The 13383-nt window shown below is 63.5% G+C and carries 13 protein-coding genes; 5 read left to right on the top strand and 8 right to left on the bottom strand.

Annotated features, from left to right (window positions below; all coding sequences use genetic code 11):
* Positions 1-11: 11 nt before the first annotated feature.
* Positions 12-458: a gamma-butyrobetaine hydroxylase family protein gene (locus AC1MGT_RS13395; protein WP_499500550.1), complete on the top strand. Its 447-nt coding sequence runs from the start codon at positions 12-14 to the stop codon at positions 456-458.
* A gap of 14 nt (positions 459-472) precedes the next feature.
* Here the strand turns inward: AC1MGT_RS13395 and AC1MGT_RS13400 are convergent, their stop codons facing one another.
* The 8 genes from AC1MGT_RS13400 to AC1MGT_RS13435 all read right to left on the bottom strand — a co-directional run bounded on the left by AC1MGT_RS13400 (position 473) and on the right by AC1MGT_RS13435 (position 8688).
* Positions 473-568: a PAAR domain-containing protein gene (locus AC1MGT_RS13400; protein ID WP_499500551.1), complete on the bottom strand. Its 96-nt coding sequence runs from the start codon at positions 566-568 to the stop codon at positions 473-475.
* A gap of 538 nt (positions 569-1106) precedes the next feature.
* Positions 1107-1313 (bottom strand): cold-shock protein, encoded by a 207-nt coding sequence (locus AC1MGT_RS13405; RefSeq protein ID WP_183554103.1) that lies wholly within the window; start codon positions 1311-1313, stop codon positions 1107-1109.
* Between the two features lie 193 nt (positions 1314-1506).
* Entirely contained in the window at positions 1507-2913 is a 1407-nt protein-coding gene (locus AC1MGT_RS13410) for a hypothetical protein (RefSeq protein WP_499500553.1), read from the bottom strand.
* Positions 2914-2951: 38 nt separating this feature from the next.
* Complete coding sequence (locus AC1MGT_RS13415) at positions 2952-3479, bottom strand: hypothetical protein (RefSeq protein WP_499500555.1); 528 nt, start codon at positions 3477-3479, stop codon at positions 2952-2954.
* A gap of 12 nt (positions 3480-3491) precedes the next feature.
* Positions 3492-4154 (bottom strand): C39 family peptidase, encoded by a 663-nt coding sequence (locus AC1MGT_RS13420; protein WP_499500557.1) that lies wholly within the window; start codon positions 4152-4154, stop codon positions 3492-3494.
* A gap of 23 nt (positions 4155-4177) precedes the next feature.
* Positions 4178-4579, bottom strand: coding sequence for a hypothetical protein (locus tag AC1MGT_RS13425; RefSeq protein WP_499500558.1), 402 nt, complete (start codon positions 4577-4579; stop codon positions 4178-4180).
* A 100-nt stretch (positions 4580-4679) separates the two neighbouring features.
* Positions 4680-6977: a hypothetical protein gene (locus AC1MGT_RS13430; RefSeq protein ID WP_499500560.1), complete on the bottom strand. Its 2298-nt coding sequence runs from the start codon at positions 6975-6977 to the stop codon at positions 4680-4682.
* Between the two features lie 376 nt (positions 6978-7353).
* Positions 7354-8688: a sigma-54 dependent transcriptional regulator gene (locus AC1MGT_RS13435; protein ID WP_499500561.1), complete on the bottom strand. Its 1335-nt coding sequence runs from the start codon at positions 8686-8688 to the stop codon at positions 7354-7356.
* A gap of 492 nt (positions 8689-9180) precedes the next feature.
* Here AC1MGT_RS13435 and ubiE point away from each other — a divergent pair, with 492 nt between their 5' ends.
* The 4 genes from ubiE (at position 9181) to ubiB (ending at position 13315) form a co-directional block, all read left to right on the top strand.
* Positions 9181-9915: a bifunctional demethylmenaquinone methyltransferase/2-methoxy-6-polyprenyl-1,4-benzoquinol methylase UbiE gene (gene ubiE, locus AC1MGT_RS13440; RefSeq protein WP_499500562.1), complete on the top strand. Its 735-nt coding sequence runs from the start codon at positions 9181-9183 to the stop codon at positions 9913-9915.
* Between the two features lie 33 nt (positions 9916-9948).
* Entirely contained in the window at positions 9949-10941 is a 993-nt protein-coding gene (locus AC1MGT_RS13445) for a Tim44 domain-containing protein (RefSeq protein WP_258837242.1), read from the top strand.
* Positions 10942-11072: 131 nt separating this feature from the next.
* Complete coding sequence (locus AC1MGT_RS13450) at positions 11073-11762, top strand: ubiquinone biosynthesis accessory factor UbiJ (protein ID WP_499500563.1); 690 nt, start codon at positions 11073-11075, stop codon at positions 11760-11762.
* Positions 11759-13315, top strand: coding sequence for a ubiquinone biosynthesis regulatory protein kinase UbiB (gene ubiB / locus AC1MGT_RS13455; RefSeq protein WP_499500565.1), 1557 nt, complete (start codon positions 11759-11761; stop codon positions 13313-13315). Before AC1MGT_RS13450 ends, ubiB begins: the two co-directional genes overlap by 4 nt.
* Positions 13316-13383: the final 68 nt, after the last annotated feature.

Consider the following 13383-nt stretch of genomic DNA (forward strand, 5'->3'; position numbering starts at 1 on the left):
AAGAGAGTGTCATGCCACATCCAACCGAATTGACTGTCCACCAGAAATCGCGCGTGCTCGACGTCGCCTACGACGACGGCAGCGCTTTTTCGCTCCCGTTTGAATATCTGCGCGTGTATTCGCCATCGGCCGAAGTGAAGGGCCACGGCCCGGGCCAGGAAGTGCTGCAACTTGGCAAACGCGAAGTCGGCATCGCCGACGTCGAGCAGGTCGGCAACTACGCAATCAAGCCGACCTTCTCGGATGGCCACGATACCGGCATCTTCAGCTGGGATTATCTGTATGAGCTGGGCCGCAGCCAGGAATCGCTGTGGAAGCAGTACGTGGCGCGCCTGCAGGCGGCTGGCTACGACGAACAGAGCGGCCGCGCGCCGGTGACGCAGTTCGCGGAAGTGGCGGCGGCAAAGTCGGGCGGCGGCGGCGGCGGCTGCGGCTCGGGTAGCTGCGGCTGCAAGTGATATAACGCATGGCGTCAGTCGCGGCCGCTGTCGGTGGCCGTCGACATCAGGCGGGCGCCGCAGCTGGTGGCATGTCCGTCAAAAGCCACCGGGACGCCGTTGATCGTCAAGGCAGGGAACAGCCGGGGTCAGGTCTGACATTCAGACACGACCTCAGCCTTAACCAGGTCCAATAGCAGCCGGAACAGCCGGGGTCAGGTCTGACATTCAGACACGACCTCAGCCTTAACCAGGTCCAATAGTTTCCTGCACAGCATTAGCGTGGCCCGGTCCCAGCCGGTTCCAACTGCCCGACTGTCGAGATCGTGTCCGAATGTCAGACCTGACCCCCACTTTTTCGACTGTCGAGATCGTGTCCGAATGTCAGACCTGACCCCCACTTTTTCGGTTCCAACTGCCCGACTGTCGAGATCGTGTCCGAATGTCAGACCTGACCCCCACTTTTTCGACTGTCGAGATCGTGTCCGAATGTCAGACCTGACCCCCACTTTCAGCCGGTTCCAACTGCCCGACTGTCGAGATCGTGTCCGAATGTCAGACCTGACCCCCGCTTTTTGACCCCCGCCTTTCGGTCGCTACAAAGACAAAGAGCACATCCGAAGATGTGCTCTTTTGCGTTGCTTGCCCGCCGTAGCGGGCCAGCGGACCTTAAGCTTGCGGCTGGATGTTCGAAGCCTGCTTGCCTTTAGGACCGGTGGTGACGTCGAACGTCACGCGCTGGTTTTCTTGCAGCGACTTGAAGCCGTTGGCGTTGATCGCCGAGAAGTGCGCGAACAGATCTTCGCCGCCGCCGTCAGGCGTGATGAAACCGAAACCTTTTGCGTCATTGAACCACTTAACAATGCCAGTCGCCATTTTTATTCCCTCAAAAATTAATTTTACGTTGATGCCCTGTTTGCGTACCTAGGACAAAAACCAGGGTGACGCCTTACATTGCGAATCTGATTATAGGGCAAACTCTTAAAACGGAAGCAAGATTTTTCAATCGTCTCCGTATTTACCACAAGTCATCCCCCCTGCATGACCGATTTCAGCAATAAATTTCTGGTTAGAAAGTCATTGGCAAACGTAGCGTCAGCGTCACATCCGGCGTGTCACGCGTGACGCCGGCACCGACGGCGATGTTGAGTGAACGTTTCGGGCTCAGGCGATAGGAGTACCCCAGCAGCAGGGTGCCCAGCTGTGTACGCACCGAGCCGATCGAGGTCGCGCCGTTCTGACGCATGCGTCCAATCGTGCTGTGGTCGTAGCCCAGGCTCAGCGACGCCTTGTCGTTGAGCGCCAGGCCCATCCCGAAGTTAAAGCCCAGCACGGCGCCCGGTTGCAGCGAGCCAAGCGGTTCGCGTTCGCCATTGCGCACAAGGCGCGTCACGTCGTCGCGCTTGAAGTTGTGCACGTAGCTCAGGTTGCCGAAGAAGACGGCCGGATCGGATGGATACAACCACGTCAGCGTGGCTTGCAGCGAGTGGAAGCCCGAGCCGGTGGGCAGGTCCAGCGGCAGGCCGGTGCCGGTGACGTTCTCGCCGATGCAGCGGCGGTCGCAATCGGTGACCACTTCGAACGGATCGCGGCCGGTACGGCTCTTGTAGCGCAGGCCGGCAATGTAATAGCCCTTGTCGGCGCCGCCGTTATTGAGCTGGTAGCGGCCGGCGACTTCGACGTCGCCCATGCCCTTGCCGGTTGTATCGAACACGCGCTCGACTGCCGTACCGGTGAAGATTTCCCGGCTGACGGTGGCGTCGGAGCGGTACACATACGGCACCTTGACCTCGACTTCCATCCGGTTGCTGATGCCGGTGCGGCCGGTGATCGCAGTGGTGAAGGTGTTGCGTTTGATTTCACGCACGTCCACCAGGCCAATCAGCAGCGCGGGAATCACCGTGTAGCCGACCAGCGCCACGCGGTTGCTCGACGAGTAGCCGTATTGCATCGATGGCTCGAGCACATAGGTGCCAGGCGCCGTAAGCACGCCCGGCTGGTCGCCGATCGGTGCGACTTCCGGCGGCCGGTTCGGTTGCTGGCGGCTGGTGTTTTGCGCCTGCGCTGGCGCGGCGGGCTGGGCGGGTGCCGGGGCGGGTACGCCGGGCTGGTCAGGGCGCTGCTGGGGTGGCAGCGGCGCCGGTACACCCGTTACCGCGGGCGGCAACACGGGCGGCTCGGCCACCGGCGCCTGGCCGCTCATCGAGCCGCCAGTACCACGCTGCTGCGACAGCAACATGCCATCGGCCGGCGTCCCCATGCGCTGCAATTGCTCGCGCTGCGCCTGCACTTCCAGCAGCAGACGATTGACCAGCGCGCGTTGCTGCGCCAGTTCGTCCTTCAACTGCGACAGTTCGCTATGGGATGGCTGTGCGCCATTGTTCGACAGGGGGACACCTTGTTGAGCGAGTGCAGGCGGCGCCAGAAGGGCCGCCGCCAGGCCCGCAGCGCCGAGCCGCGCGACGTGTGGATACATCCAGATTCTCCAGAGTTATTGTTGGTGGTGTTGAACATTCATAGACCGCCCGGCGAACGTATGACGGCGTCACGGATCGTCGACTGGAAATTGATGTCCTTGATCAGCGACATGCTGTTGACGGTCGACGAAATGGTGGTCGCCGTGCGGATATCCTGGCCGCTGAGCGTGTTCTGGACCAGCGTCGCACCGTTGGGCAGGTTGAGGTCGGCAGCGGCATAGTTATTGCCGCCGATCTGGATCATCCGCGCCGCGCCCAGCGCGTCCTGGGTCAGGCGCGCCTGCTCGGCCGTCATGGCCGCCAGATCGGGGATCGCGATATTCGTGCGGGCCATGATTTCGCCGTTGACCGACACGACGCGCTCGATACCGAGTGACAGCGCCAGGCCGCCGGCCACTTCGAAGCCGCCACGGGCGGCGTCCAGCGTGGCGGCAGCGACCGGCTTGCCAAGCACCGGTATGACCGGCTCGGTGGCCTGGGCGAACGGCAGGGCGCCCATAAACAGGCTCAGCAGGCTCAGCAGGCCCAGCAGGGCAGTGTGCAAAGGGAAGGTTGGAAAGCGCATGGTGTGTCCCTGTTAAAAATCGCCCGGCCCGAACTTGGGCAGGGTCGCGCTGAGCTGGTCCTGATGCATGCCGGTGCCCAGCGGCGCACGCGGCGCGCCGCGCCAGTCTTCCGGTGTATTGAACGCAACCTGATCCTTGTGGCTGTGGATCACGAACAGGATCTTGTTGCGCCAGATTTCCTGGAACCGATCCATGCTCACGACGCGGTTGCCGGTGGACGGGTCGCCAATCAGGATGCGGCCGTCTTCGGCGCCCTTGATGACCACGAAATGGTTGAAGCCGCGGTCGGTGATCAGGACGATGGCCGGCAGTTTTTCGGCGATCAGTTTTTCAATGGGCAGCTTGAAGCCGTCGGCGCGAAAGCCGCGCGTGGCGAGAAAACGCTGCATGTCGAGCAGCGAAAAACCTTCTTTGTGAATCTTGGTCTTGTCGCCGCTGGCGTACATCTGCTGGAACACGTCCTGTTCGGGCGTGGGCGTCTGGTAGTGGTGCGACAGCAAGGTGGCCAGCGCGGCGGCGCCGCAGCTGTAGTCATATTGCTGGCGCAGCGTGCGCTGGAATTTAAGGTCCTTGAGACTGGTCACCGGCACGTTGACGCGCCCGACTCCGGCCAGGTCAAGTGCCTTCGCACTGTGCGGCGCAAGCAGGGCGCCGCACAGTGCGATGAGCAACATCAAGTGAGAACCCGGTGTCATGCTCATTGCAGTTGCAGGTTGATGACGGTCGCGTTCTGGATCAGGACGTTCGCGCCGGAATTCTGGATCACGACTGGCAAGCCCGATGAATTGGCGAACGAACCGCCGCTGATCACGTTCATGCCGGTGGTCACGTTGGTGGCCGTGTTGCTGCCGACCGTGCCGCCCAGCGTCGCTTCGGTGGTGATGATGTCGGTCCCACCGCGCAGGTCGCCCAGGACAGCGGCGTCGGTAGTCTTGCCCCAACCGCTCGCGAGATCGTCGCCAGGGGCCGGCGCCACGTTCACTGTCGACAAAAAGCTCACCACCACCGGCAACCTGGCCGGTTCGGTAACCTGGGCTGCCGCTGGCAGAGCAGCGCCTGCCGTCAGCAAGAGAAATCCAATCTGGTGTAGTTGTTTCATGATGCCTCGCTCGAAAGGACCGCCATGCGGGCAAAGCGCCGCATGGCGGGAGTGCAGGGCGTGCAGCGTGACTGCTGCGTGTCCTGCACCCATTGCCTGATTACTGGCCTGCGCCGCCGACGTTCATGTTCGACTGCACGTTGACGCTTTGCTGGATCAGCGAGGAGAAGCCGTTGTTCTGGCTGATGATCGAGATGCCGGCTGCCGACTGGGCGATGTTGTTCATCGAGTTCGACATGTCGAACGAGCCCGAGCTGACGTTGTTGGTGCCGCCATTGCCGCCCATGCCGGCGCCGCCGAAGCCGCCGGTACCTGCACCAGCCGTCATTTCGCCGCCCGAACCGCCTGCGCCGGACGTGGTTGCACCACCAGCGCCGCCGCTGCCGCCAGCGCCCGAGTTTGCGTCACCCGAGGTGGCCGAGCCGCCCGTGGCCGAACCGCCCGTGGCCGCGCCGCCCGCACCGCTGGCGCCGGTCGAGGCGGTCGCTTCTGCGCCCGAACCGCCCATGCCGCCTGCGCCCGCCGTGCCGCCCTGGCCCGCGCCACCAGCGCCACCGGTGCCGGTCGCACCGTTGCCGCCCATGCCAGCCGTGCCTGCTGCGCCCGAGCCGCCGGCGCCTGCCGTGCCGGTGGCGCCTGCGCCGCCCGTGCCGGCCAGTGCCGCGCCGGCGCCGCCGGTGCCGCCGGTCGAAGCGCCACCTGCTGCGCCGCTACCCGAGGTATTGGACGATGCGGCGCCCGAGCCGCCCGCGCCACCGGCTGAACCGGCACCGCCCGCACCCGCCATCGAGTCGCCTGCGCCATTGGTGCTGGCGCCGCTGGTCGGGCTGCCGGCCGTGCTGGTGCCACCGGTATTGGTCGATGCGCCGCTGGCGCCGCCGGCTGCTGCCGGATCGCTGCCCGGCGTGCCGCCGGCACCCGTTGTTGCCATGGCGTCGCCGATGCTGGCGCCGCCGCCGCTCGCGCCGTTCGAGGCCGTCAGGCTCGAACCGGCCGAGGTGCCGCCCATGCCGCCTGCGCCGCCCGAACCGCCTGCACCGCCTGCGCCGCCCCATGCCGAGCCGGTATTGCCACCCGCGCCGCCTGCGCCACCCGTGGCAGCGCCGGTGCCACCGCCATTGCCGCCAGCCAGCGAGCCGGTCGAGCCGCCGGCGCCGCCGGTGGCTGCGCCGCCTTCTGCGCCCGAGCCGCCATTGGCCCCGCCGCCCATTGCACCCGCGCCGCCCGTGCCCGTGCCGCCTGCAGCGCCGTTGCCGCCGGCAGCGTAGCCACCCATGGCGCCGGACGCACCTGCGCCGCCTGTGGCGCCTGCAGCGCCCGTCGATCCGCCGGCGCCGCCGGCAGCGTTACCGACGCTCGATGAGCCCGTCGAGGCCGTACCAGCAGCAGCGTAGCCACCTGCGCCACCTGATGCGCCTGCCGCGCCCGAGGCTGCGCCGCCGGCTGCACCGGTGCCGTTGGCCCCACCGCCATAGCCCACGCCGCCTGCAGCGCCCGAACCGGATGCCCCGTTGGCACCGCCCGTGTTCTGTGCAGTGTTGCCGATGTTGCTGATGGTGTTGCCGCTGACATTGCCGGTCAGGGCGCTGGTCGAGGTTGCCGACGAGGTGTTGAACGAGTTCGCCACCGACGAGCTGGCGCTGCCGCCGTTGTTGGCTGCTGCGGCGCCGGCCACGCCGGCACTGGCGTCACCCGAGCTGTTGTTCTGGCCCGAGCTGTCCTGGCTGCTGTCGCTGTTGCTGGTAGTCGTGGAGGTGGTGGTTGTCGTGTCGTTGCTGTCGATCTGCATGTTGCGCGTGTCGGACTGGTTGCTGGTCTGGCTGTTGCTGTTGTTCGTTGTGTTGTTCGTGACGCGGTTGTCCGAGTTGTCCACCTGGTTATTGGCAGTGCTCGTGTTGGTGGTGGTGTTGGTGTTCGTGTTCGTATTGGTGCGCTGGCTGTTGTCGGTCTGCGTGTTGGTGTTGGTGGCCGTGTTGGTATTCGTGTTCGTGCTGTTACTGGTGGCCGTATTGTTGCTGTCGTTCTGGCTGTTGTTGGTGTTCGTGCTGGTGTTCGTATTGGTATTGGTATTGGTGTTGGTTGCCGTGTTGTTGCTGTCGGCCTGGCTGTTGTTGGTATTGGTCGCGACGTTGTTGCTGTCGGTCTGGCTGTTGTTGGTGTTGGTGTTGGTCGCAACGTTGTTGCTGTTCGCCTGGCTGTTGTCGGTATTGGTGGTGTTGGTCGTCGCAGTGTTATTGCTGTTGCTGGAGTCCGTCAGCGTGCTGCTGTCCGTGTTGGTCGTATTGGTGATCGCCGACGTTTGGGTATTGCCGCCACGGACGTCGTTCACGGTGTTCTCTTGGGCGTGGGCCATGCTGAAAGCCAGGGCGATCGCGGTTGCCAGGATAGTGCGCTTCATTATTGCTCCCCTAATATCACGGTTTAAGTATCCCGAGGTCTCGTGACGCCCGGTCCACTTCGGTATTAGCAGGTCTTGTGCCAGCACAGGCTGCTTGAGCAAGCCATTGATTTTGTAGGACTAATTTGATGAGCTCGCAAGCCCGATTGCAGAACGATGAAGCACATCAATAGCTGAATCGACAAGTGTCTCGATCATGTGACACTGTTGCAGAATTGATCAAGAAACTGTATCAATTTGCAACCGCCAGGCCCGGTTTACAGAGTGAACGGGACACATCAACGTGCTGCCTTTTGGCAAGCACGTTGCATAAAAACCCTGTGAATTCAAGGAGAAACGCGGTAGGACGGGGCCGACGCGGGGCAAAGCGTGCGGCCTACACCGAAATCTCGTGCTTGGCCATCAGGCGATACAGCGTCATGCGCGATACACCCAGTTCGCGCGCTGCCCGGCTGATGTTGTTGCCGCTGCGGGCCAGGCTTTCGCCAATGGCCACGCGTTCGGCGCTCAGGCGCGATGTGCCTAGCCCAACGCCGTTCGGGCAGATGGGCCCGACACCTGGCAAATCGAGGTCTTCCGGCATCACGAGGCGATGCTCGGCCAGGACCATGGCGCGGCGCACGCGGTTGATCAGCTCGCGGACATTGCCAGGCCAGTCGTAGCGCGTCATGGCCTGCAAGGCTTCGCGGCTCACGCCCTTGAGCTGCGGGCTGCGTTCGCTGGCGAACTTGTTGAAGATGAGATCGGTCAGCAGCGGCAAGTCTTCCTTGCGCTCACGCAGCGCCGGAACGCGGATCGGGAACACGCTGAGGCGGTAATACAAGTCTTCGCGGAAGCGGCCTTCGGCCACGGCCTGGGGCAGGTCGACGTGGGTGGCGGTGATCACGCGTGCATCGACCGCGATGGTGCGCGTGCCGCCGACCCGGTAGATCACGCGCTCTTGCAGGAAGCGCAGCAAGCTTGCCTGCAGGTCCAGTGGCAGGTCGCCGATCTCGTCGAGGAAAATGCTGCCGCCCGATGCCGCTTCGAGCAGGCCCTGCTTGTCGCGCATGGCGCCGGTGAAGGCGCCCCGTTCGTGGCCGAACAGTTCCGAGTGGATCAGCGCCGGCGCCATGGCTGCGCAATTGATGGCGATGAACGGGCCGGTGGCACGCGGCGAATGCAGGTGAATTTCCTGTGCAGCCAACTCCTTGCCGCTGCCGCTTTCACCGCAGATCAGGACCGGCGCATCGACGGCGGCGATCTTGTCGATGTGCGAGCGCAGGCGGGCGATTGCGGCCGACGTGCCATCGATATGGCTTACGCGCAGTGCGCCCTCGTGCGGCGCCGGCCGCGCGGCCATGCTCGCCATGCCGTGGGCGTGGCCCAGCGAGTGCTGTAGCCGCAGCGTGTCGACGGGCAGCGTATGAAAGTCGACCAGATGCGCCGCGATCAGTTCGCGCAGGGCCGGTTGGACGAGGCGGTGCGCTTCGAAGAGGCCAACCCAGCGCATATGGTGGTGCTGATGCAGGAAACGTTCGAGCTCGGCATCGTCTGCGCCGTCGCTGCTGTCGAGCAGCAGTCCCACGCCGTAGTGTTGCTGGGACAAGACCTTGCGCGCTGCGGTCAGATGCTCGACCACGCAGACATCCCAGCCGGGCAGGGCGCCATGGCAGGCGCGGGCGTGCGCACTGCCTTCACGCGTAATGCAGATAAGACGTTTTACAGGCACCGGTATCCTCATAAGACTGGTTGGCACCCGCTACGCAGTCATGCGTCCCGGCACACCACGGGGACCATGCAACGTCGATGGGCGCAACGACCGGCGCTTGCCGGCTGAAACATCGTGTCAATTAAACCAAAATTGTGGCGAGCATGGCGCACAACTGTTGATAAAAATCTAATGAGAAATGCAATATTGAATCAAACGTTTAATTTTTCGCATAACTATTTGAAAATAGAGTTTGTTTGTTGCTAATGATCTTAGTCTCGCTGAGCGGCTTGGAAAAGAGGCACGTGCGATGATTCTGGCCTAATTGCACGCTATCGGGCAGATGCGTTGTGGGTAACCAACAAGCGTAAAAAGTTGAATCCAACCGGACATAAGGCGCGTAATCGGCCTTGCGAGCGTCCCTGCGGAACCCATTGGTGACAGCCAGCTCAGCAGCGCGGCCCTCCTGCCGGGTCCTTGTATAATGTGGCAACCCCCAACCTGCATGCCACTATGACAAACACCACCCACTTCGGCTACAAGACCGTCGCCGAGGACCAGAAGGTCCAGGAAGTCGCCAAGGTCTTCCACTCGGTCGCCGCGAAGTACGATGTCATGAACGATCTGATGTCGGCCGGCCTGCACCGCGCCTGGAAAATGTTCACGATCGCGCAGGCGGGCGTGCGGCCCGGCTTCAAGGTGCTCGATATCGCCGGCGGCACGGGCGACCTGGCCAAGGCTTTCGCAAAGCAGGCCGGCAAGACGGGCGAAGTCTGGCTCACCGATATCAACGAATCGATGCTGCGCGTTGGCCGTGACCGTCTCTTGAATAAAGGGCTTGTCACCCCAACCATGTTGTGTAACGCCGAAAAATTGCCGTTCCCGGACAATTACTTCGACCGGGTCAGCGTTGCCTTCGGCCTGCGCAACATGACGCACAAGGATCAGGCGCTGGCTGAAATGCGCCGCGTGCTCAAGCCGGGCGGCAAATTGCTGGTGCTCGAATTCTCGAAAGTGATCGCGCCACTGCAAAAGCCGTATGACGTGTATTCGTTCTCGGTGTTGCCGTGGCTGGGCCAGCGGATTGCCGGCGATGCCGAAAGCTATCGCTACCTGGCCGAATCGATCCGCATGCACCCTGATCAGGACACCCTGAAGGGCATGTTGGAAGATGCAGGACTGGAGCGGGTCCAGTATTTCAACCTGACGGCGGGTGTGGCCGCTCTGCACACCGGTATCAAGCTGTAGTTTTAACCGTAGTTCCAATAAAGGACGGAGACAATGAAAAAATTCCTGGTCACGACGCTCCTCGCAGTCACCGCATTCTCGATGGTGGCCGAGGCCTACGCACGCCCGATGGGTGGCAAGCGCTCCGTCGGCCGCCAGTCGCAGGCCGTGCGCCAGATGCCAGCCCCGGCGCCGGCGCCTGCGCAGAACATGCAGCGCCAGACCCCGAACCAGGCCGCGCCAGCTGCTGCCGGCGCTGGTGCCGCGGGCGCGGCGGCTGCTGCCAAGAAGCCAAGCATGATGCGCAACATCCTCGGCGGCGCGCTGCTGGGCCTTGGGCTGGGCATGCTGCTGTCGCACCTGGGCATTGGCGGCGCGATGGCCAGCATCATCGCGGGCATCCTGATGTTCGCGCTGTTCGGTCTCGTCATCATGTTCCTGGTGCGCATGTTCCGCCGCAAGGACACGCCGGCCAATCCATCCGCAGCTGGTTTCAGCGGTGGCTTCAAGCCGCAGGCGGCTGGTGGCGTCGGCACGCCTGAAATCGGTTCGGGTCTGCGTCCGCAGCCCACCGCATTCCAGGGCGGCGTCGCACTGGAAAAGGACCGTGGCGGTCTGAATGCAGCGAATTTCGGTAATGCCGCTACCCCGGCAGCGCACCAGCAATGGGGCGTGCCGGCCGACTTCGACAGCGAGAGCTTCCTGCGTCACGCAAAGTCGTCGTTCATCCGCATGCAGGCAGCCTGGGATCGTGGTGACACGAACGATCTGCGCGAATTCACGTCGCCTGAAGTCTTCGCTGAACTCAAGCTGCAGATCCAGGAACGCGGCGCCGTCGCTGACTTCACTGACGTCGTCAATGTCGATGCGCAGTTGCTGGGCATCGAGCAGACGGCCACCGATTACCTGGCGAGCGTGCAGTTCAACGCCATGATCCGCAGCGCGAAAGACGCATTGCCAGAGCCGTTCGTCGAGGTCTGGAACATGTCCAAGCCGCTGTCGGGTGCGGGTGGCTGGGTGCTGGCCGGCATTCAGCAGCCGAACTAAGTACGCCGCAGGCGAACCGGAATTATTTTGTTTGCCGATTCCATAACACCGGGTGCATGCCCGGCGAACTGGTAAGATCAAAACCGCCCGAATCACTCCGGGCGGTTTTGTTTTTTGAGGGTAGTCCCGCCATGTTTCCGAATCTTCCATCCCTGTCGACCTTGTCACCCCAGCATGCGCTGACCGTGCCTGCAGTTGCCGCGATCAATCACCTGCTGGCCCAGGAAGCCTGGGCCCGGGCCGCGCTCGCGCGCCATGTCGGCAAGCAGGCATGCATCGATGCCGGCGTGGCCCAGCTGCGCGTGCTGGTGGCGCCTGACGGCCTGTTCGAGGCCAGCCAGGACGCCGGGCCGGCCAACGTCACCATCCGCATCAAGCCGGCCGACCTGCCGCTGATCGCGCAAGACCGCACGCGCGCGCTGTCGTATGTGAAGATCGAAGGCGATGCCGAATTCGCCAACGTGATTTCGCAACTGGCCAACGGCCTGCGCTGGGATGCCGAGTACGACCTCGAGCGCGTGGTCGGGCCGGTGGCCGCCTACCGTCTGCATCAGGGCGCCCGTCGCACGGTGGGCGGCCTGGGCGAAGCAGGGCGCCGTCTGGCCGAGAACCTCGCTGAATTCCTGGCCGATGAGCGGCCGGTGCTGGTGCGGCCGGTCCAGCGCGACGTCTTTGCCGCCGATGTCGTGCGTCTGCGCGACGACGTCGAGCGCAGTGCCAAACGCATCGCGCGGCTCGAGCAGGCGCTGGCCCAGCGCAGCACTGCCAAACCTTCTTCCACCTTTGCTGTAAGCGCAGACCAGAATCCGGATCGTCGATGATATTGAAATTCCTGCGCCTGTTGCGCATTCTCACCGTCTTCACCAAGTACGGCCTGGACGAAATCGCCGTCACCAGCATCAACGCTCCGCGCACCGCGCGCCTGATGAACACGTTCTTCTTCTGGCGCACGATCACGTCGCCGCGCGCCGTGCGCCTGCGCCAGGCGCTCGAAGAACTGGGCCCGATCTTCGTGAAATTCGGCCAGGTGCTGTCGACCCGGCGCGACCTGGTGCCGCCCGATATCGCCGATGAACTGGCCATGCTGCAGGACCGGGTGCCGCCGTTCGGCTCCGACCTGGCGGTGGCGCAGATCACGCGCTCGCTCGGCACCCACCCTGACCAGCTGTTTGCCCACTTCGAGCGCGAGCCGATCGCCTCGGCGTCGATTGCCCAGGTGCACTTCGCCACGCTCAAGAACGGCAAGGAAGTCGCCGTCAAGGTGCTGCGCCCGGGCATGAAGAAGCTGATCGACGAGGACATGGCGCTGATGCGCATGGCTGCGAACCTGATCGAAAAGGTCTGGAGCGAAGCGCGGCGCCTGAAGCCGCGCGAAGTCGTCGCCGAATTCGACAAATACCTGCACGACGAGCTCGACCTGATGCGCGAGGCCGCCAACGCCAGCCAGCTGCGCCGCAACTTCGCCGATTCAACGCTGCTGATGGTGCCTGAGATGTACTGGGACTATTGCTCGAGCAGCGTGATCGTCATGGAGCGCATGCACGGCTTGCCGGTGTCGCAGATCGATCGCCTGGTCGCCGCCGGCGTCGACCTCAAAAAGCTGTCACGCGATGGCGTGGAGATTTTCTTCACGCAGGTGTTCCGTGACGGTTTCTTCCACGCCGACATGCACCCCGGGAATATCCTGGTCTCGACCGCGCCCGAAACGCTGGGCCGCTACATCGCGCTCGACTTCGGCATCGTCGGCACGCTGACCGACTTCGACAAGGATTACCTGTCGCAGAACTTCCTGGCGTTCTTCCAGCGTGACTACAAGCGCGTGGCCGAAGCCCACATCGAATCTGGCTGGGCGCCACCGAGCACGCGCGTCGACGAACTCGAATCGGCTGTGCGTGCCTGCTGCGAGCCGATCTTCGACCGCCCCTTGAAAGATATTTCCTTCGGCCAGATCCTGCTGCGCCTGTTCCAGACCTCGCGCCGCTTCAATGTCGAAGTGCAGCCACAACTGGTGCTGCTGCAAAAGACGCTGCTCAATATCGAAGGCCTGGGCCGCCAGCTCGACCCCGACCTGGACTTGTGGAAGACGGCCAAGCCGTATCTCGAGCGCTGGATGGCCGAGCAGGTGGGCTGGCAAGGCCTGGTCGAGCGCCTGAAGGCCGAAGCGCCGCGCTACGCCCAGATCTTCCCGCAACTGCCGCGCCTCGTGCACCAGGCGCTGGAGCGCGAGTCGAAAGGGCACCATCCGCACATCGCCAACAGCGAGATGATGGCGATGCTGGTCGTGGAGCAGCGCCGCACCAATCGCATGCTGACGTTTCTGACCTTGCTCGCAACGGGCGCCTGCACCGCGCTGGCTGCGCTGTACTTCCTCTGACGCGCGCCCAAGAAAAAAGCCCGCATGAGCGGGCTTGATAAGCTGTGTTCTTTTATGGGCTGCGCTGA

The organism is Telluria sp. BA11, from assembly GCF_056680305.1.